General features: G+C 41.8%; 15 protein-coding genes. 4 read left to right on the top strand and 11 right to left on the bottom strand.

All coding sequences use genetic code 11. The features are described from left to right. Nucleotides 1-43: 43 nt before the first annotated feature. From ACYVBM_RS07605 to ACYVBM_RS07555, 11 genes are all read right to left on the bottom strand, one after another. Nucleotides 44-532 carry an asparaginase domain-containing protein gene (locus ACYVBM_RS07605; protein ID WP_460685038.1) on the bottom strand — a complete coding sequence of 163 codons (489 nt, stop codon included), beginning with the start codon at nt 530-532 and terminating at the stop codon, nt 44-46. Nucleotides 533-1,136: 604 nt separating this feature from the next. Further along, the gene (locus ACYVBM_RS07600; RefSeq protein ID WP_460685037.1) at nt 1,137-1,640 is read right to left on the bottom strand and encodes an SRPBCC family protein; all 504 of its coding nucleotides are present in this window, start codon (nt 1,638-1,640) and stop codon (nt 1,137-1,139) included. 1 nt (nt 1,641) lies between these two features. Continuing rightward, nucleotides 1,642-2,148, bottom strand: coding sequence for an SRPBCC family protein (locus tag ACYVBM_RS07595; protein ID WP_460685036.1), 507 nt, complete (start codon nt 2,146-2,148; stop codon nt 1,642-1,644). Further along, a complete protein-coding gene (locus ACYVBM_RS07590) occupies nt 2,145-2,597 on the bottom strand; it encodes an SRPBCC domain-containing protein (protein WP_460685035.1) in 453 nt (150 codons plus the stop codon). The genes ACYVBM_RS07595 and ACYVBM_RS07590 overlap by 4 nt, the downstream gene beginning before the upstream one ends. Before the next feature lie 83 nt (nt 2,598-2,680). Next, on the bottom strand, nt 2,681-3,073 hold the full coding sequence (locus ACYVBM_RS07585; protein ID WP_460685034.1) for a GxxExxY protein: 393 nt from the start codon (nt 3,071-3,073) through the stop codon (nt 2,681-2,683). 78 nt (nt 3,074-3,151) lie between these two features. Continuing rightward, nucleotides 3,152-3,466 carry an ArsR/SmtB family transcription factor gene (locus ACYVBM_RS07580; RefSeq protein WP_460685033.1) on the bottom strand — a complete coding sequence of 105 codons (315 nt, stop codon included), beginning with the start codon at nt 3,464-3,466 and terminating at the stop codon, nt 3,152-3,154. A 132-nt stretch (nt 3,467-3,598) separates the two neighbouring features. Beyond that, nucleotides 3,599-3,955: a bleomycin resistance protein gene (locus ACYVBM_RS07575; protein ID WP_460685032.1), complete on the bottom strand. Its 357-nt coding sequence runs from the start codon at nt 3,953-3,955 to the stop codon at nt 3,599-3,601. 166 nt (nt 3,956-4,121) lie between these two features. After that, nucleotides 4,122-5,252, bottom strand: a complete 1,131-nt coding sequence (locus ACYVBM_RS07570; protein ID WP_460685031.1) for an MBL fold metallo-hydrolase — start codon at nt 5,250-5,252, stop codon at nt 4,122-4,124. A 199-nt stretch (nt 5,253-5,451) separates the two neighbouring features. Further along, nucleotides 5,452-6,021, bottom strand: coding sequence for a pentapeptide repeat-containing protein (locus ACYVBM_RS07565; RefSeq protein WP_460685030.1), 570 nt, complete (start codon nt 6,019-6,021; stop codon nt 5,452-5,454). Between the two features lie 23 nt (nt 6,022-6,044). Then, a complete protein-coding gene (locus tag ACYVBM_RS07560) occupies nt 6,045-7,667 on the bottom strand; it encodes a Na+/H+ antiporter (RefSeq protein WP_460685029.1) in 1,623 nt (540 codons plus the stop codon). 319 nt (nt 7,668-7,986) lie between these two features. Beyond that, nucleotides 7,987-12,069, bottom strand: a complete 4,083-nt coding sequence (locus tag ACYVBM_RS07555) for a hybrid sensor histidine kinase/response regulator transcription factor (RefSeq protein WP_460685028.1) — start codon at nt 12,067-12,069, stop codon at nt 7,987-7,989. A gap of 299 nt (nt 12,070-12,368) precedes the next feature. Between ACYVBM_RS07555 and ACYVBM_RS07550 the strand changes: the two genes are divergently transcribed. From ACYVBM_RS07550 to ACYVBM_RS07535, 4 genes are all read left to right on the top strand, one after another. After that, nucleotides 12,369-15,140 carry a SusC/RagA family TonB-linked outer membrane protein gene (locus ACYVBM_RS07550; protein ID WP_460685027.1) on the top strand — a complete coding sequence of 924 codons (2,772 nt, stop codon included), beginning with the start codon at nt 12,369-12,371 and terminating at the stop codon, nt 15,138-15,140. Nucleotides 15,141-15,195: 55 nt separating this feature from the next. Then, nucleotides 15,196-16,863 (top strand): RagB/SusD family nutrient uptake outer membrane protein, encoded by a 1,668-nt coding sequence (locus ACYVBM_RS07545; protein ID WP_460685026.1) that lies wholly within the window; start codon nt 15,196-15,198, stop codon nt 16,861-16,863. Between the two features lie 16 nt (nt 16,864-16,879). Next, nucleotides 16,880-19,969 (top strand): SusC/RagA family TonB-linked outer membrane protein, encoded by a 3,090-nt coding sequence (locus tag ACYVBM_RS07540; RefSeq protein ID WP_460685025.1) that lies wholly within the window; start codon nt 16,880-16,882, stop codon nt 19,967-19,969. A gap of 97 nt (nt 19,970-20,066) precedes the next feature. After that, nucleotides 20,067-21,809 carry a RagB/SusD family nutrient uptake outer membrane protein gene (locus ACYVBM_RS07535; protein WP_460685024.1) on the top strand — a complete coding sequence of 581 codons (1,743 nt, stop codon included), beginning with the start codon at nt 20,067-20,069 and terminating at the stop codon, nt 21,807-21,809.

Genomic DNA, 21,809 nt, shown 5'->3' with positions numbered 1-21,809 from the left:
GATGATGTTGACCATGGACTATAGGCCATAGACCATCGACATTTTACCTCAGCTCCTCGAACACACCGGTCTGCCTGTTTTTACGCACGTTATCCCAGTTAAAATAACGGCCATTCATGGCTACATATACGCCATGCGGAAGCGTTTGGGCAAAGGCCAGAGCGCTGCCGAGGTTAAATAAGCCATCGGAGCTGCCAAACTTAATGGGAATCATAGCGCCGGTAATAACTATGGTTTTGTTTTTCACTTTTTCGGCTAAAATCCTGGCCGTTTGATCCATTGTGTCGGTACCATGTGTAATAACGATCTGTTCTTCATCGCACTGTTCGCATTGGTAGGCGATCAGCTCCCTGTCTTCCGGTGTCATTTCCAGGCTATCAATCATCATTAATGTTCTGATCTCTACCGGAACCAGGTTACGCCCCTTCTCCAGCAGTTCATGCATATGTGTATCCTTAAAATACAACTGGCCGTTCAGCATATTGTATTCCTTGTCAAAAGTACCTCCTGTAATAAAGATCCTGATCGCCATAACTTATTGGTTTGAAGATCAAAATTAATGCTTCTTTTTTCCTAAAAGTTGTGTTTCCCCAGGTTTTGTTGTTTTGGAAATTAAAGTACATTTTAGGAAGAGATTAATATTGTTTCTTGTCACAATATCTTTCATTTCATGTGACAGGCGTGGGGCTGACCTGACATCAAACCCTATTGATTCGAATATAAAAGTTGAGTTTAGGGAACAATTAAGCGCAACATCGAGACAATCTTACTTGTTTTGTGCAACAGAAAGAGCATATCCCTGTATAAATTTTGGTATATTAACAGATGAAAAACTGAATAAAAACAAGCTGGATGTAACTTTTGTAAAAGTAATAGAATCCGGTATCTGTTTAACTGCGTTAGGTCCGGGGTAGCTACCCAGCTATCGCTCATGGCACAGATGATCTTTTGGGCCAGCCGCTTTAGCCCCCTTCCCATATATTTCCCGACCAGGCCCAGTACGTTCGCTGCTTTGGAGTATTGCCTGTTATCCAAAGCAAAGTTTGATTAGATGCTGTTCAAGGAATGTATCGTATTTCTATATTTATCAGGTACATTCATCACTGTGTGTAAAATAACTTTAGTTGCTATCGCTGTTATTTTTTAAGCTTTGCCAGTAATTGATCCAACTGGTTCAGGCCTTTCGTAAACCCTTTTTTAAAGCCCATCTCAATGATGGCTTCCAGGTCTTCCAGCTGCTCGTGCCGGATGGTAATATCAACCGTTGTGTTTGTTCCATCAAACGTAAATACGTTCTCCCACCGGGATTGAGGCATGCCGGTATTGATGTTGCCGTCCTCATCGCAAAAGCCGTCATTGGCGCTGAAAGACTTCTCCTGGTTAATGGTAATATAGTCTGCAATACTCCAATGTCTTTCACCTTCAGGGCCTACCATCGCATACAGCCAGCGGCCACCTTCGCGAAAGTCCATTGATTTGGTTTCGGTTTTCCAGGGTTCGGGTCCCCACCACTGGTCGAGTATTTCAGCGTCTGTCCAGGCTTTCCATACCAATGGCAGATCGGCGGCAAATTCGCGTTTTACGTGAATTGTTTTGTTTTCCTTGTTTACGGAAAAATCGAATAATAATGTCGGATTCATTTTATTTATTTTTTAGTGTTAATAATAATTCATCCAGATTTTCCAGATGTGACGAAAATCCTTTCTTGTGGCTGTTCGTTGCCATTTTTTTAAAGATCTCAGGGCTTCTGTAATTTTCAGTAATCGTTACGAGTGTTTTGCCATTTGTTTTTTGGAAATTGATGGTGCATTCGGTATACAGAAAATCCGGGTTAGCAGTTCCATTTTCATCGCTGAATATTCTTAATTCCGTAATGCTTTTTTGCGGTTCAATTTTTTTGTAATCATACCGATTCCAATGTTTTTCCCCTTTGGGGCTTACTATTGCATAATGCCAAAAACCACCTTCACTGAAATCCAAAGTTTTTGTTTCTGTTCTGTAAGGGTTTGGTGCACACCATTGGTCAAGTAACTCAGCTGTTGTCCATGCTTGCCAAACCAAATCGGGCGGTGCATCAAATTCGCGTTTTATGTGAATCGTGTTGTGTTCCTTATTTACATAAAAATCAAATAAAAGGGGATGGCTCATTTTTTTATGTTTTGTTGTTTAAGATATTTTTCAAGCCGTTCAAAGTTTTGTTTTTGTCCGTCTTTGGCATTGAATACGTTGATAACTGTTTCAAGCATTTCTTCGGTGTCAAACACCGAACTCCATTCTATTTGTGTTTCTTCACCTTTAGATTCAAAAACAATGGTAGCAATGAAATGGGGGTTGAAATGTTCAAAAACGATTTTCTTTAGCGGAATGATTTCTCTGAAAACACTCCTGTTCGGGTACTTCTGCCCGTTTGAATGATTGTGCAATGTCAGCTTCCATTCTCCGCCTTCTCTGAAATCCATTTCGTGAATGGTGGTGGTGTGTTCGTTGGGCCCCCACCATTGGGCGATGTATTCGGGTTCTGTCCAGGCTTTCCAAACCAGGCCAATAGGGGCCTTTACTGTTCTCGTCATTTTCAGCTCCCTGTTATTTGTATTCATTATTACTTCTTTTGAATTTTTATTTGCCACTAAGGCACAAGGGCGCGAAGTTTTTTTCTTTGTGGCTTAGTGCTTTTGTGGCATTACTTTCTAAATCTTCTTATTCCATTTTTAATCAGAGGTACGTTGAAGTTGATGAGATAACCGAGGTTCATTCCCGTAAGTTTTAAATGGCTGATGATTTGGGCTTCCCAAACCGGATTCACTAATTCAATTGCTTTCAATTCACAGATAACTTTATTATTTACGAGCAAATCCAATCTCAACCCTTCATCAAACTGTATTCCGTCATAAACAATAGGAATATCCATCTGACGTTTAACGTCAAGCCCCGCTTTTCTTAATTCGTGAGCCATACACACTTCATACACTTTTTCCAATAAGCCGGCTCCGAGCTCTTTATGTATTGTATATGCAGCATTTACAATAGCTTTACCTATTTGCTCTTCTTCGGGGGAAAGTTCTTTGTATTCCATTGGTTTTTATTTTTATTTGCCACAAAGGCACAGGGGCACGAAGTTTTTTCTTTGTGCCTTCGTGCCTTTGTGGCATTCTTATTTCTTTTGCATCTTTGCCAGTAGCTTATCAAGATTATCGAAGCGGCTTTCCCATATCTTTCGGAATTGCTCCAGCCATTTATCTATCTCTTTCATTTTTTCCAGTTGAAGTGTATAATAAATTTCACGCCCCTGCTGCTGTGGTTTCACCAGTTCACACTCGGTTAATATGCGCAGGTGCTTCGATACCGCCTGCCGGGTGCTGTCAAAATGTTGTGCAATGGCATTAGGAGTCATTGCCTGAATGGCTATCAATGCTATAATAGCTCTTCGGGTGGGGTCGGCTATGGCCTGGAATATATCTCTCCTCATAATGGATAAATCTAATTAAGAAACCGTTCGGTTGCAAATATAAGAGAAACTATTCGGTTGCAAAAACTTTTTTTGTTAAAATATTGGGGAATGTTTTAAGTTGAGCCGGCTGTGCGCTTTCCCAAATGTATTTTATAGGTTCTGGCCAAAAGTCAGCAGGTTATGATCCGGATCGAGAAGGGAAAACTCTTTCTGCCCCCAGGGTTTGATTTGTAAAGTGCCATTGGGATGAATAGCAATATTATTTATTAACAGCGATTGGTATAAGCCTTCAATGTCATCTGTTCTTATATAAACCTGGCCATAGTTTTCTTTTGGATCCAGCTCCTTAAACTCAAAAAAATGAATTTGAATGCTGTCCTTTTCTATCATCAGGTAGCCGTCATAATCGGCATTTCCATATTCTTTGAAACCTAACCGGCCAATATAATAACTCCGTGTAACCGCTTTGTTGCGCATGGGTAATTTGGGGTGGATGGCTGTCAGCATTTTATCTTATTAAGAATTGTAAGATAAATTTAATTTATAAAGCAGGCAAATAAACAGTAAAAACAGAGCTCTTAAAAGGCCGCCAAAGGCGACGAAATATCATTGCGAAGCGAGGACGCTTCGCACAGCTAATGCCACTTGTTCATTTGCTATCATAACAAACTGGCTACATAATACCCTGCCACCATTTTTTAAATGTTTGGGTGCTGTCTTGTAACCGTATGGGTTCGCCTATCATAGGGGTCATTAAATGAATGCTGTCTTTTTCAGCAGCTTTTGAAATATTTTCCAACGGTTCGTACCAGGCATGCATGGCTAAAGCGTACCGCGAGTTATGTACTGTGAACAGGCGCCTGGGCTGCAGGTCTTTTACCGCCTTAACCAGGTCTTCAGGTGTGAGATGTATGTATTTCCAGTCGTTGTTGTATTGTCCGTTTTCGAGTATGGCCAGGTCGATAGTGCCGAAGCGGCTTTTGATGTCAGCAAAATGTGTGTCGTAGCCCGAATCGCCACCCAGGTAGATATTGCCGGCATTACTTTGCAGCATATAGGAGGCCCAAAGCGACCGGTTCCTTTTAAAGCCACGGCCCGAAAAATGCCGTGCAGGTAAGGCTGTAATGGTGAAGCCGCCATTTACCTGGATTTGCTCATTCCAGTCAAGTTCTGTGATCTTATTTTTGTCAAAGCCCCAGTACTCCAGGTGCTGGCCCACGCCCAACGGGCAAATCACTTTACCAACCCTGTCTTTCAGGTTCAGCATCGTTTTATAGTCCAGGTGATCCCAATGATCATGGGTTAGAATAAGCACATCTGCATCAGGCAGGTCTTCGGGGTTATAAATGGAAGTGCCATTAAAGGCTTTATTAAAAGCAGATAAAGGCGATGCCGTTACCAAAACAGGATCGACCAAAAATTTTTTACCATCGAGTTGCAGGTATAAAGAGGAATGCCCCATCCACACTAACAGGTTCTGGTTAGGGTTTAATTGTTTAAGATGGGTTTTTACCGCGGGAATATCTTTCCCGGGGCGAAGGCCATTTACTTTTTTAAAGAGAAAATCATACATCACGCTTACCATGTTCCGGTCTGACGAAAAATTGGGTGTGGGGCTCAGGTTTTGAAAAGCTCCATCCTTATAATTGGGAGATTTTTTGATGCGTTCTAATCTTTCGCCGGAAGGCGCTTTGCCAAAGCTTGCCTGGTTCATAAATATTGCAGTAGCTACTATAATAATCGCTACGATAGATAACAGCACCCACATTATTTTTTTGAGTTTATTTTTTAAAGATGATTTCATTACCTGCGGGATAATACAAAATTGCTAAAAGGAGCTTAAGCTAAGCCCTGTTTTTGAAAACGGCTGCATGTGCTTTTTACTTTAAATCCAGCTTTTTTATTCATTTGGACGGGGCTTCTGTAAAACCAGCCGTTTTATTTATGTGCAGTGCCTGTTGCCTTGCACTAAGCGCTATGCCTGTTCAAAATCATAGCGATAATCATTTTATTACAATATCATATTTACCAAGTAGCCCGGTCAATCCATCGGTAGAAAATTTTGCCTTTTTTATTTTATTATTTTCGGGGTCAATGGTATAATTATACGCGGTTGAGAAATCCGCTTTTTCAAGGAGGGTGCTGTCGAACAACGTGCCTTTCAGATCGCAGTTATCGAAAAAGGCATGGGTCAGGTCGCATTCGGCAAAATCAACCTCATGCATCGTGCAATCCTTAAACAAAATCCCTTTTAGTTTGAGTTTGTAAAAAGAAGAGAAATTAAGTGTGCAGTTTTTAAAGGTTGCAGAGAATAAAAAATTGTTGCAGGCATCAAAATGCAGGCCCAGCAGCTTACAGTCGCGAAAGCTTACATCACGGAGAACGGTTTGAACAAGTTGGGCATTGCTGCAATCGCAATGCTGAAAACCACAATCAATAAAGCTGTATTTACTTAGATCTGTATTTGAAAAATGGCAGTTTATAAAATTACAGGCATCATACTCCGCCACCGGTAAAGGGTGGGCAAAACCATCCCTGTTTACAAATTCCTGTTCAGTAAAATAATTTTCCATCTGTTATGACCGGTTATTTCATTTTAAATGAAGACATCCCTGCTTCTTAATCTTGCTTCCTCCAGGTCCAGTTCGCGCTCTTTATCCCGGATCAGCTCTTCATCAAACGCTTTACTGTATAAAAAGTTATTCAGTGCTTTTCTTTTTGCATCAATTACCCCCAGCAGCATTTGCTTTAAACGCGGCGGACCCTTCTTCACGGGTTTGGAGAAGCCATCCAGCCCGTCTTCAATTTTTTGTTTGCTGATGCGTATGATACGTTCGTACCGGTTGAGCACTGCTTTAAAATGCTCATCGTTTTGTATCTCTTCTGCATAGTTTTTTTCAATATAGCCAATGGATGCTTCGGATAACCGTAGTTTGATCAATTGCTGATCCAGCGCCATTTTTCCAGCCTGCCGGTCTTGTATTTTCAGCAATTTAATAATAGGAGATATGGTTAGCCCGGGCAACACCAGTGTTAATAATATCACTACAAATGTCATAAACAGGATGAGAAAACGGTAGGGAAACATTTCATTGGCTTCGTTAATAAAAAAGGGAATGGAAAGCGCTGCTGCTAAGGATACCACTCCCCGCATGCCACACCATGAAATTAAAAAAGCCTCTTTACCCGTTAACAGCGGTTCTTTTCCGGGATGTTTCCTGTCAATAAAAAACCGGTACATATTTATGGTGTATACCCATATCACGCGAATAACGATCACTGCCACAGCCATCACCATACCGTAAAAAAGCGCTTCTTTGATGGTATGGTGCGTAAAATTTTTTGCCAGGTAAGGAAGCTGTAGCCCAATGAGTATAAATATAAACCCGTTGAGCAAAAAGGTAAGCGTGTCCCAAAGGCTGCTGATATTTAAACGCGACTCATAAGTAAGAATATGGTGAGAGTGATAGCTGATGAACAATCCTCCCGCAACAACAGCCAGTACGCCGGAAAAACGAAAATGCTCGGATACCAGGTACATTACATACGGCGACAGGAGCGTTAAAGCGGTATCTATTGCTCTGGTAGTGGGAAAGTATTTATGAATAAGATATATGACCCCGCCTATTGCCAGCCCTACCATAACGCCGCCAAAGGCCATCAAAAAGAAGCTTTGGGTAGCTTCCCAGATATTGAACTGCCCGGTTATTACAGCCATCAATGCAAACCTGAAAACGATCAGGCTGGAAGCATCATTCACCAGGCTTTCGCCTTCCAGCAGGGTGGTTACATTGCGCGGTACATTTAATTTTCGTAAAACAGAAGTAGCAGCTACCGCATCAGGCGGTGATATGATGCCTCCCAGCACAAAGCCCAGCGCCAGTGTAAAGCCGGGGATCAGCCAGTGCGAAAGAAAGGCGATAATAGTAGAGGTGAAAAACACCAGCCCAAAACCAAACCGGGAAATGGGCCTTCGGTACTTCCAGAAATCGGCCCAGGGAATTTGCCAGGCAGCGGCAAAAAGTATGGGTGGCAGGAAAATATAGAAAACAATATCGGGGTTGATCCTGAAATCGGGGATACCGGGAACCAGGCTTATCAGCAGTCCGCCAATTACCAGGAAGATAGGGTAGGCAATCTTTAGCTTATTGCCCAGCATAGTGAGTAATGTAATAATGAATAACAGCGAAATGACCAGCAGCAGGGTTCTCTCTAACATATAATAATTACGATCTTTCTTTATGCCACGAATTCCGGCGTCCTGCGCGGCAGTGATGATTTGGGCGATACACCCCTTTGTTATACAAACAGGTACACCATTAATGCGCGAATATATTTTCAGCTTTTCCGATTAGTATCAGGATAGCTATATTTTCATTTGTTATACAGAGTATACCAGTACCTGTTTTCTTTTTTTGTCACAAACGGGCAGATAAGCATGTATCTATGCATCTGTAACAATTTTTATATTCCGGACAAATCATAAGATAGCCTGCTTCTCCGGCATGTTGTAATATAATAAAAATTGCGGAAAAGAGCTACTCTTTTTTATACGAAAGTGCATACTGCTTGGGTGTAAGGCCATATTTCTTTTTAAATTCAAGGCTGAAATGCTTCCTGTCCTGGAAACCTACAGCATAGCAAACCTCGTATACCGCCATTGTATTTTGCTGCAGCATTTCGGCTGCTTTCTGCAGTTTCACAGATTTAATAAAATCGTTAACAGAGAGGTTGGTTACGGCCTTCATTTTTTTATAAAGCACGGGTATGCTCATAGCCACTTTTTGCGCCAGCAGGGCTACATTGAATTCCGGTTCATCCAGGTGCTTTTCTATAATATGCAGCACCTCATTCAAAAATGCATCATCCAGCGGGTTCGAAACTTTTTGTATGCCGGGCCTCTCTTTGGGGGCAGGAAGCAGGAGTTCCTGCTGTATGTATTGCTGCACCCTTTCGCGAACTCTTTCGCGTGTAGCCAGCAGGTTTCTTACATTCAGCTCTAATATGCGCCGGTTAAAGGGTTTGGTAAGGTACAGGTCGGCCCCTTTATACAGCCCGTCAATATGGTCCTGTTGCGTGGTTTTCGCGGTTAGTAAAATAACGGGGATATGGCAGGTGCGGACATCTGATTTGATACGGTTACAAAAACTCAACCCGTCTTCGTTCGGCATCATTACATCGCTTATAATGATATCCGGCAGCTGTTCGCTGGCATGCAGCCAGCCTGTGGCAGCATCTTCTTTCAGTATCACATTATAAGCGCTGGAGAGTATTTCGTGGATGGTACTACGGATATCTGGATTATCATCTACTACCAGTATGGAAAGCTGTCTTTCGCCGATATAGTTTTCGAAAAGAGAGGCGTCTTCTTCTTCTTTTGCGGAAGATGGAACCGCAACTTCATGCGCTGCCACATTTACCTGCGGCCCGGGGATGCTGATAGGGCGGTTAAAATGCTCAAAGCCCTTCTGAAGAAAAACGGCGAATGTGGTTTTTCTTTCATTTGTCTCTTCTGCCAAAGTGCTGGCTACCTCTATTCTTGCTCCGTGAAGCGCCGCTATTTTGCTGGAGAGTGCCAGCCCGATACCGTAGCCTTTATTCTGGGAGCCGGCATCATTTACCTGGAAAAAATTATTGAAGAGCTTATCCTTGTACTCCGGCGCTATACCCCGCCCGTTATCCGTAACTGTTACTTTAATATACGGACCCTCTTCTGTGATATGTACGTCTATCCTGCCCCCATCGGGTGTAAACTTAAAAGCATTACTGATCAGGTTAAAAAATACTTTTTCTAACTGCTCTTTGTCAAAATATAATATTTGTTGCTGTATATCGTGGGTAAAAGAGATATGCATGTCGCGTGCCAGGGAAATCTCGGTGAAATACTCATAAATTTCCTTTACAAAAGCTACAATATCATAAGGAGCGATCTGGAGTTTCATATGCTCGGTTTCTGCTTTTCTGAAATCCATCAGTTCTTCAGAAAGACGAAGCAGGTTGCCGGCATTCTTTTTAATATGCTGAAACTGTTGCTGCAGGTAGTTATCATTAGCCCTGTCTTCGATCATTTTATCAACCGGAGACATGATCAGCGTGAGGTGTGTTCTGATCTCGTGGGTCACGTTGGTAAAGAAATCGAGCTTGTTCTGATGCAGCGCCTCTTCTTTTTTTATCAGCTCCTGCAAATAGAAATAGCGGATGATAAAAAACAGGATGGCACCAAACAATATAATATAAGCCACGTAAGCCCACCAGGTTCTCCATACCGGCGGAAGCACTTCAATAGCCAATTCTTCAGCAGGACTCCATTTCCCGTCATTGTTAGCACCTTTTACAACTAAAGTATATTTGCCTGGTTTAAGGTTCATATAGGTAACAGCAGGCTTGTCCGTCTCAATCCATTTTGTGTCAAACCCTTTCAGGATATAGGCATACCTGTTTTTTTCCGGTTTGATGTAATTCAGAAGGGCAAATTCTATGGTAAAAACGTTTTGATTATACGTCAGTTTCAGCCCTGATGATGGATCAATTGCTGCGATTTTAGGTTGGTTGAGCGTTTTCAGGCCGGTAAACACAATGGGAACATTCAGTGTATTGGAAAAAAATGATAAGGGGGCGAAGCTGATGAGGCCATTATATCCCCCGAAATAAAACATACCGTCGTCGTCTTTAAAATAGGCATTGTAGTTAAATGTGTTGGAAGGCAACCCATCAGCTTTGGTATATAGCTGAGATTTACCGGTACTTGGCTCCAGCTTTATTAAACCCGCTTTGGTACTCACCCAAAGCAGCCCCCTGGTGTCTTCCAGTATGCCATAAACATCGTTTTCGGTTTTGGGTTGCCTGAACAGGTAAGCATATACTTTGCCTGCTGCGGGATTGTATTTTTTCAATCCGCCACCTTCAATCCCAAACCATATATTCCCCTGGCTGTCTTCCTGTATACAGGTAATGTAAAGGTTTTGCTGTAAAGAGATATTGATATATAAATTGGCAGAATCAACTATTTTATGTCCATTTTTAACAATAAACAGACCCGAAGAAGTAGCAATCCAGGTATTATTTCTGCTGTCGGAGAAGATCTTTTTTATATTTTTTCCTTTCAAAAGGTTGCGGTTGTAATCGTTGCTGATATCAGTAAGATTGATGCCCTGCCTCCTGTATATATTTAAAGCCTGTATACCTCCCTGTATGCCCAGCCAGAGGTTATTTTCGTGATCTTCTGCAATGGTGGATATTTCTGATGTCATGAATGAAGGGCTGTCTGGAGTATAAAAGTACTTTTTGAATGCTCCGGCACGATAGAGGTTCAGCCCGCCCGCATGAGTACCGGCCCATATATTTCCGTCCCTGTCCCTGTAAATAGTTTTAATAAGGTTGGAGCCCACACTATTGGTTCCCAGTGTGTAATAAGTAAAGCTTTTGGTAGGTCTATTATAGTAATTCATGCCGCCCCCTTCTGTTCCGATCCATAGATTTCCTTTAAGATCTGACGCTATGGAGCTAACTACATTATTGCTTAAACCTGTTGACAACCCGTTATTTTTCCATGTCCGGAATTCAGATGGAAAGGGGTTGATCAGGTTAATGCCTCCAAAATAAGTACCGATCCATACCAGGTTATTTTTATCTACAAAAATGCTGTGTACAGAATTCTGGCTGAGGCTATGCCTGTTTACGGGGTCATTTTGGTAGCTGACAGCGGTTTGAGCGTGCCAGTTGATACAGGTTAACCCCTCTTGTGTTCCAATCCAGATATTTCCTGCTGTATCCGGCCTTATCACGCGCACAAAATTGTTGATCAGCGATAGCTTGGAAGTGCCTGTATGAATTCGTGTAAAAGATCCTGTAGCTTTATGAAACAGGTTAATTCCCTGGCTTTGGGTGCCTACCCATAAATTATGATACTTGTCGGCAGTAACCGACGTGATCGCATTACTGCTGATGCTGGCCGGGTTCTGTGGATCGTGTTTAAAAGAGGTGTATACTATGTCGGTTCCGGTAAACTTTATTTTTACGAGACCTTCACTGGTCCCTGCCCAAAGGATACTGTCGCCGTCACAAAATATACTGCTTATTCTCAGATTGCTAAAGGGGTGCCCCGCACTATCATGGATGGTGGCTTTTTCAAAAGTGAAATTTTTCCTGTTTTTCAGCCGGTAAAGACCCAAACTGGTGCCTACCCAGATGTTTGACCGGCTGTCTTCAGCCAGGCAATAAACATACGTCCGGCCATTTTTACCTTCAAACCGGGCTTCTTTAAATCGATTGTTCCTGGTATCGTAGGCCAGCAGATCAGTGCTTGTACCTACCCATACATAATTGGCCTGATCTGCCAGCAGGCAGTTAATATCATTCTCCGAAGTGTGAGCACTGTTTTTTGAGACCGGCTTAAAAAATCTGAATTCTTTTCCATCAAACCGGTTTAAAGCTTCCCCTGCACCGATCCACATAAACCCTGTTTTGTCCTGCGCAATAGCGTAAACGCTGTTTCGCGAAAGACCGGCTTCCGTGTTCCAGCTGTTGAATGAAATTTTTTGCCCATTTGCGCAGGGAACGCCTGTAATTATGCAGCATATCCATATAGCTGCGCATAAAAGTTTATCAGTTTTACAGCTCATAGCAGGAGCTGAAAGCTACAAATTCTTTAGAGTTAATACATATATAATTTTTATATATATTTAGAATTGCAGCCTGAAAGAGAAAAAGTTAAATATTTATGAAAAATTTTTATTGATAATCAAATATTTATGTAAATCTGAATAAAAACCCCCTATTTTTTTAAAGATAGCACCGTATTGTTTTTTGAAATCGTTTAGATATTCATAACGATTTTTTAACACAAATGGTGGCTATAAAGTCAATTGTTTTTCTAAAACGTAAAAAACCAAATATTAACAGATTCCAAATGCAAGAGTACATGAAAAAACTAATGAACACTTTAATTGTACGGATGCTGGCTATTTCAATGGCGGCAGGTATTTCTGGCGCTGCCTTGGGGCAGGAAACAGACACGGTGCAGGTTATTGAATACAAAACTCCTTTCCAAATACCCCTTCCTGCTACAGGCAGTGCCGATTCGATAAGCGGTAAAAGGCTACTATCTTTTCCCGTAACCAATATTGAAGCATCTCTTTATGGCCTGCTTTCGGGTTTGGATATCAGGGCGTCTTCGGGTGACAGGTTCAGCGGGGCATCCTTAAATTTGAGAGGGCAAGCCCCGTTGGTGGTTATTGATGGAATTGTTAGGTCGTGGTCGGCGCTTAATCCTGAGCAGGTGGAAAGTGTTTCCGTATTGAAAGATGCTATTAGCCTTACCAGATATGGAATGCGGGGTGCTAATGGTGTACTGCTAATTACAACCCGCCGCGGGGGTATATCAAAACCAAGAATTTCTGCTACAGCACAAACCGGCGTTCAGCAGCAACTTTTCCAGGCAAAATACCTGGATGCCTATAATTATTCGGTGTTGTTAAATGAAGCGATGGTTAACGAAGGAAGTATGGCTCGTTACACTCCCTCCGATCTTGATTTGTATAAATCAGGAGGCGATAAGTTTGGACATCCTAATATAGACTGGCGGAACCTGCTTACTAACAAAAATGCCGGAATGCAACGGTATAATGTAAATATAGATGGTGGAGGAGCTGCTGCAAGGTATCACCTTGATTTTGATTATCTTAATCAAAACGGCTTTTTAAAATCAGGCAAGGAACTTAATTCTTATGAAACGAAGGATTATGCCGAACGGTATATCATCAGGGCTAATGTTGATGTAAAAGCTACTAAAACTACTACCCTTGGTGTAAATATTTTTACGAGAATTCGTGAATTGAATCAGCCGGGTGCGACAGTTTCCTCTATATATAATTATTTTTACTATACTCCAAACAATGCTTACCCTGTCTTTAACCCCCGCGACTCACTGGCAGGAACACTGCAATACAGGAATAACCTTTACGGGAACGTTTTTAAGTCCGGCTATATAAGATCTTTTGACAGGATATTATATTCAGATGTTGCTATCAGGCAGGAAATGCCTTTCATTAAGGGATTGTATGCCAAAGGCCTGGCTTCCTTTAACTATTCATTTGGACAAAACATTAACCGCTCTAAAACCTTCCCCGTCTATTCAATGGCGATAGGCTCGGTCAACGATACTACTTATACGCAGATAGGTACCAGCGGAGCACAGGCCAACAGCATTTCATATAGTGGCCAAAACAGGCAGTTTTATATGGAAGGTGGTTTGGGACACGATCTGTCAAAGAACAATCATAACCTGCATAGTGAGCTAATGTATTATGTAGACCGTTCGGATGTGGGCGGCTCAGGCGATTTGCCTATTTTAAACAAAAGCATTCTTAACTCTTACTTCTATAGCTATGCCGATAAATATTTTGTGGACCTGTCTGCCGCCTATTCTTATTTTAACCGGCTTCCCGAAAAAAACAGGTGGGGCTTCTTTCCTTCTGTAGGCGTAGGGTGGAAATTATCTTCTGAAGACTGGTTTGCATTGAACGCAATTGATTTCCTTAAAGTAAGAGCTTCTTACGGGAAAGTGGGTAATAACCTGAATATTGGCAATTTCTCCTATCTCGTTAGCTATGCTGAATCGGGACCTGCCTTCTATACCGGAACATCAACATCGCCTACGGCAAACGCTACCATTGTAGAACCTGCATTGGTAAATGATAATCTTAAATGGGAGAATTCTTATAATCTGAATGTAGGGATAGACCTGGGGCTATTGAAAAATTGCCTTACCATATCCGCTGATTACTTTAATAATAATATTACCGATAACCTTATTTTACGAAACTCGGGGGCTAGCAGTATTATTGGTACTGATTTAACGGTTGAGAACCTTGGGAAGTTGAAGTATTCTGGTATAGACCTGAGTGTGGATTATAATAATGGAACTGAGAAAAGGCTCAACTATATAATAGGTGCCAATATAGGGCTGATGCAGTCCAGGCTGGTATACGCAGATGAATTGCCCGCCGCTTATTCATATATGAGAAGAACCGGTCAGCCCATCAATCAGCCATTTGGCTATATAGCCGATGGGTTTTACAATACACAGGGCGAGCTGGATAAAGCGCCCATAATAGAGGGCTACACTCCACAGTTAGGGGATATTAAATTTAAGGACCTGAACGGGGATAACCGCATTGATATTTTTGATGAAACTGCTTTAGGAAATAAGGGCCCCAGAGTTTCCTACGGGTTATCTTTTATGGCAAGATTTTCAGGATTTGAGTTTTCCATGCTTTGGAACGGGTCTCAAAATAATAATGTATGGACCAATGTGCTGAACAATCTGGAGTTTCAAACAGGTCCTAATAACGGGATAGGACAGGCATCCGAAATGCACCAGAACAGGTGGACAGCGGCCACGGCCTCCGCCGCCACTTATCCCCGGCTGAGTTTGGGATACAATCCCAATAACCACCGGGCATCCAGCTTTTGGTTAAAAGACGGCAGTTATATCAGGCTAAAAAATGTAGAGCTGGCATATAATCTTCCAAAAAATTGGGTGAGCCATATCAGGTTACAAGGCATCAGGTTTTTTGTAAATGGCCTGAACTTGCTCACATTCACAAAACTCGAAGATATGGATCCGGAAATTACTTCTTCTTTATTTCCCAATACACGGGTATTTAACTGTGGCGTTAACGTGAAATTTTAAAACCATAATATGAATTGTACTGGTGAACATTTCATCAGACTAAAAATATCAACGGATGAAAACAATTTTTTATACTATATCACTGGCATTACTGATCGTCTTTTACAGCACATCGTGCAAAAAAGAAGTAGAAAAAGTTCCTTTTGAAAGGAATGATCTTGACAACATATTTGATGTATTGGATTCTAATGGCGACCAGGCAAAAAAATACCTTTATGGTACTTACACCTTGCTGCCCGAACTGTATGGGCGGTTAAATGATGGTTTTTTAGAATCTGCCACTGACGATGGCGTTCATATTAATATCAACAATATTACGGGTGCTTTTCGGCAAAACCGAGTATCATCAAGAAATGTTTTTGAAGCAAATATGTGGGCTCAAAATTACGAAGGCATCAGGCGCGTAAATGTGTTTTTAGCCAATATAGACAGAGTTCCCGTCAGGCCTTCAACATTAAGACCACAAATGAAGGCGGAAGCCAGGTTTTTAAGAGCTTATTTTTATTTTGAATTATTGAAGAGATGGGGCGGTGTGCCTGTGATAAAAGATAGCATTTACGATTTTAATACGAAGATTAATATTGCCCGTAATACAGCGGGAGAAACTTTTGATTACATTATCAGTGAATTAAACGCTGCCTTTGCAGATGCATTGCCACTTGCACAGTCAGATGTAACCTGGGGCATGGTTTCACGTGGTGGTATCATGGCATTAAAATCAAGAGTGTTACTATACAGGGCCAGTCCTTTGTATAACACCGGAAACAATACAACATACTGGAGCGATGCTGTTAATGCTGCTAAACAGATATTAGATTCTAATTATTACAGTTTGGCTACCAATTATATCACGTTGTTCAACTCGGTAAGACTAACAGGTACTGCACGTGAAATTATTTTTACTAAAATAAAAACAACAGGTACCGGTATAGAAACATTGAACGGCCCAGTAGGGTATGTGCAGGGATCGGGGGGTGCCAATAATCCTTCTCAAAACCTGGTGGATGCCTACCTGGTAAAAACGACCGGTAAGCGCATTACTGAAACCGGCTCAGGCTATGATCCTGCAAACCCTTATGCGAACAGGGATGATCGCTTTGCCGCCAGTGTTTTTTATAATGGTAAAAGCTGGTTCAACCGCCCGGTGCAAACTTATGAGGGGGGACTGGATAACCCTCTTAATACTCAAAACAGAACAAGAACGGGATATTATTTACGCAAGTTTATGGGCGCGTTTGAAACATCTACATCTATTTCCAGCCAAACACATAATCATATTTTATTCAGGCTTGGAGAAATAATGCTCAATTATGCCGAAGCCGAAAATGAACTGAACGGGCCGGGAGCAACGTCTTCTCCGGTATATCAAAACCTGATTAACATACGAAAGAGAGCTGGTGTGGCAGCCGGGAACAATGCTTTGTACGGTCTTCCTGCATCTGCTACCAAAGAGGAAATGCGTGAAATTATAAGAAACGAAAGAAGGATTGAGCTGGCTTTTGAAGAGCATCGGTTCTGGGATATCAGAAGGTGGAAAATTGCTGAAACAGTAATGAATCAACCGGTAAGGGGTATGAAAATCACTAATGGCCCCGCATTAACGTATGCTGTATTCGATGTGGAGCAATCCTCCTTCGATGCTTCTAAAATGTATTTCTACCCTATTCCATTTTCAGAAATGCAACGCAATCCATCATTAACCCAAAATCCTAATTGGAACTAAAATAATATCAGACATTATGAGAAATATTTTCCTGCTGCTATTTATATTTTGTATAAGTGTTGCAAATGCTCAAAACAGGCGAACTGTAAACGGGCGTACAGTGAACCAGGATGGGGCGCCGGTAATATATGCAACCATTCAGGTTGCCGGCGTACTTTCCAGGCAGGTACTATCTTCAGAAGATGGCTCTTTTGCTTTGGAGGTCAGTAACGGAGATATCCTTGAAGTAAGCTCCGTTGGTTATAGCTCTGCAAAAGCTATCATAAAACCCGATTCAAGTTATTATCTCATCAGGTTGCAATCCAATAATACTGAAATGGGCGAAGTGGTTGTAACCGGCTTTCAGAAACAAAGAAAACTAACAGTTACCGGGGCTATCAGCACGGTTACAGGAACCGAATTGGCACAAAGCCCGTCAGCCAGTTTTCAAAATGCCTTGGTAGGTCGCATGCCTGGTATTTTTCAGCAACAGGTAACAGGCCAGCCCGGTAAAGATGCTGCTAATATTTTTATAAGGGGCATAAGCACTTATGCTACTACCGGCGGCATCAATCAACCGCTGGTAATTGTAGATAATATGGAGTTTGATTATTCAAAGCTCAGCCAGATTGACGTAAATGAAATAGAAAGCTTTTCTATTTTGAAAGATGCCGCCAGCACTGCGGTGTATGGTATTAGAGGCGCCAATGGCGTAATTGTGATTACAACCAAGCGTGGTAAAGAAAGTAAGCCGGTTATTAATGTTACTATTAATAATGGTGTGCAAACGCCCACCATTTTGAGAAAACCTTTGGGCGCTGCTGATGGATTAATGCTGATAAGGGAGCAATTAATTCAACAAGGGAAAAATCCCGATACTGAAGAAGGGGGTTTATATACACAGGCCTCTATAGACAGTTTTCGTTATAGTTCCAACAGGTATAAATACCCAAGTGTGAACTGGTACGATGAACTGATCAGAAAATATGCCATGCAGAATAACCAGAACATAGATATGTCTGGCGGTAATCAGATCATGCGTTATTTCTTCACGCTTTCACATTGGTTTCAGGATGGTGTGCTGGCAGAGGTTCCCAAGAGCGAATCCTTTAACAGCAACTACTATTTAAGGAGGTTTAACCTGCGCACGAACCTCGACTTTACCGTTACCAAAACCCTTACTGTTAAAACGGACCTGAGAGCCAACTTTAGCGAGATTAACGAACCCAACCTTCCTGATGTTATGACCGGCGGTGCCTGGCCTATGTGGAGAAGGATTACGAGTGGCGTTCTTACACCCTGGTTGTACCCGGTAAAAAATCCAGACGGCAGCTACGCAGGAAAGATAGGTAATTATAGCCTCAACCCCGTAGGCATATTAGAATATGCCGGCTATAGCCGAGAGTTTAATAACGATTTCAATATTAATATTTCGGCTAATCAGAAACTGGGCTTTATTACCAATGGCCTGGAAATAAGCGGTGCGTATTCTTTTGCTCAGAATACAGGGTTTACAAGAACATTAACAAGAGGACGGTTCCCAACTTATGTGTACAATGACGATGGTTCTTACACTCCTGTATTCAGCGATCTTACAAGACTGACGCAATTGTCAAGAGCCGCGGGATACTTAAGGCCGGTGCGAAAGACCAATAAGCAATTACAGCTTTCTTATAACAGAACTTTTGGTTCCCTGCATAATGTTTCGGCCAATGTGGTAGCCATGGAAGTAATGAACCGTATTATTAATGCTACATCCGGTCAGCCCAATAGGACAGAAGTGTATAAAGGTATAAACGGCCAATTCGTTTATACGTATGATAATAAATACATACTGGGATATACAGCCTCTTACAGCGGAACCGATAAATTTAAATCAGGCAAAAAGTTTGGTTACTTCCCGGCCTATTCAGCTGGATGGGTGCTGTCGGAAGAAAATTTCTTTAAGGACAAGGTGGGTTTTGTAAACTTCTTTAAAATACGCGGATCTTACGGAACAACCGGGACAGACAATATTGCTGCAACAGATTATTTATATGTTGACCGGTACGCAAGATCAACGAATACCTATTTATTCGGTGAGGTACCCAGTGGTATCGCAACCATCTCTCCGGCATCAATAGCCAATGAAACCATTACCTGGGAGAAAAAGCGCTCTTACAATATTGGTGTAGACTTAAAGTTGTTTAATAACAGCGTAGATATTGTGGTTGACCGATTTGACGATTTAAGATATGACATTCTTTCAACAAGGGCTACGGTACCTACTTTTGCCCAAATAGAACTAACACCCACCAACCTGGGCCGTGTATCCAATAAAGGATGGGAGTTCGAGGTAAAATACAAAAATACCATTGGTCAGGATCTTTCTTATTTTATAGGAGGTAATTTATCTATTGCTAAAAATACCATCCTTTTCAGGGATGAGCCATACAATTTCCGTAACCCGTTAAATATGACAACCGGTAATCCTGTGGGCCAAATATTTGGCTACCGTTCTCTTGGCTTTTTCCAGACACAGGAAGAAATTAATAACGGACCAACTGATTTCAGAACAGGATTAAAGCCCGGCGATTTAAAATATGAGGATGTAAACGGAGACGGCGTTATCAATGACCAGGATATTGTACCTATTGGGTTACCGGGTGTTCCGCCTTATACTTTTGGTTGCTCTGCCGGCTTCAGCTATAAAGGTTTTGATCTGTCGGTATTGTTCCAGGGCGCTTCAGGCAGTAATCTTGCTGCTAATACCATGCTGCAGATCGGTAATGTAAATGGTACGCCAATGGAGATACACCTGCAGCGGTGGACGCCCGAAACAGCGGCTACTGCCGAAATGCCCCGTTTAGGAGGGCCCAACTTTGATAACTCTTCGTTTTGGCTAAGAGATGCAAGCTACTTGAGATTAAAGAATTTTGAAACGGGATATACGTTTGGAACATCATTTCTGAAGAGTGTAGGAATCAAATCGTTCCGCATTTTTGCCAATGGTCAAAACCTTATTACCTGGTATAAGCTGAAGATTTATGATGTAGACCCTGAATCTCAAAATGATAATGCTACTGCTGCGTATACCAACTATCCGCAAATGAAAGTGATTAACCTTGGATTACGTGCTACATTCTAAGAAACAAAAATCATGAAACACTCCTTTAAGTTTTTCATGTTCACAAGAATGTTTACAGCACCTTCCTCCAGACCATTAAAATATAAAAAATAAACTGATGAAATTGAAATATATATTACTCGTCCTTCCGTTTTTTGTTAGTATCCTGTTGCTATCCTGCAGAAAGGATTCGGAAAGCAGCCTGTTTGATGTTAAACCGGATGACATTCCATACAATGAACAAAAAGTGTTTAACGACAGTATTCAAACTATGGAGTTTCTAACGTCTATTTACCGGAACCTGTCTTACAATTATTTTTTGGATAATGGCCAGTTCGGTGGCGGGTACTGGGCCTTTACTGATGCCACTGATGACGGCGAATGCCGGTGGAGTGGTAATGCCCAGATCGGTCCCATGTTCAACCTGAACACATTTCCGTCAGAATCCGGATGGAGCCGCTTTAATAATGCCTGGAGCCAGGGTTATAAGAATATACGTTGGTGTAATATTTTTTTGAAGAACAAGGACAGAGCGCCTATCTCTGCAGTTGTTAAAAGCCGGCTTGAAGGGGAAGTTCGGTTTTTAAGAGCTTATTATTATTTGCATTTGTTGAGGTTATATAGCGGTATTCCTATTGTAGGAGATAGTGTTTATACCCTTACAGATCCCATTAAGGCAACAAGATCCACATTCGATGAATGTGTAACCTATCTCAGCGCCGAGTTTGATGCAGCTGCCAGTCTTCTGCCATTGAAACACCAGGCAAGTGATTTTGGCAGGCCCACGAAGGGCGCTGCACTGGCTTTAAAATCAAAGTTATTATTATATGCTGCCAGCCCGTTATTTAATGGAGAGAATATTACTACAAATGCAGCTGTTGCTTCTTTGACAGGATATGCCAGCTTTGATAATCAGAGATGGAAAAAAGCTGCTGATGCTGCAAAAGCTGTAATAGACCTTAATCAATACACACTATTGCAGGGCAATCCCGCAGTTACTAATCAGCATGGCTTGTACCTGGCCACCACACAACGCGTAAACGATGAATTGATTTTTTCTATTCTTCCTACTTCAAATCGATTTACAGACAATGCGCTGCTGCCTCCCAGCAGAGGCGGACAGTATTATTCTTTTCCATCCCACGCTCTGGTTGATGCCTTTGAAATGAACAACGGAAAGCCGATCACTGATCCCTCTTCAGGATATGTTGAGACCAATCCCTTTGTAAACAGAGATCCGCGCTTTTACGTAACCATTTTATATCAGGGTGCCCAATGGCTCAATACCAATCTTACAACGTTCTCAGGAATTAATTTTGCCGTAAACTCCACTACCGGTGATGCTTTTGGTACATCTACAAGAACCGGCTTCTTATTCAGAAAATTATGTAACGAGGGAGCTACAGGCAGTGGTGGATTGGCTACTAATGCAGGCTTTATAGTAAGCCGTTATGCAGAAATTTTGCTGAGCTATGCCGAGGCTTTAAACGAATTCCAGGGACCTACACCCGAAGTGTATCAGGCTGTGGAAACCATACGTCAGCGGGCAGGTCTTAATCCTTATACATTATCCACTGGGATGAGTAAAGAGCAGATGAGAGCTGTTATAAGAAATGAGAGAAGGGTAGAGCTGGCTTTTGAAGAGGCACACCGGTTTTTTGATATAAAGCGCTGGAAGATAGCAGAAGTAGTAGATAATCAGCCTTTAATTGCCAGAAGATATCCAACACCTGCTTCAACTGGCGAAAGAATTACCGCGGAAACAAGGGTTTTTGCAGCACCAAAAATGTATAACTTTCCTATTCCTTTAACAGAAGTGAATAAAGCCGGTGGTGCCATACTCCAAAATCCAGGATGGTAA

The organism is Niabella aquatica (genome assembly GCF_054779315.1).
This window is presented reverse-complemented; position numbering and strand designations above follow the sequence as displayed.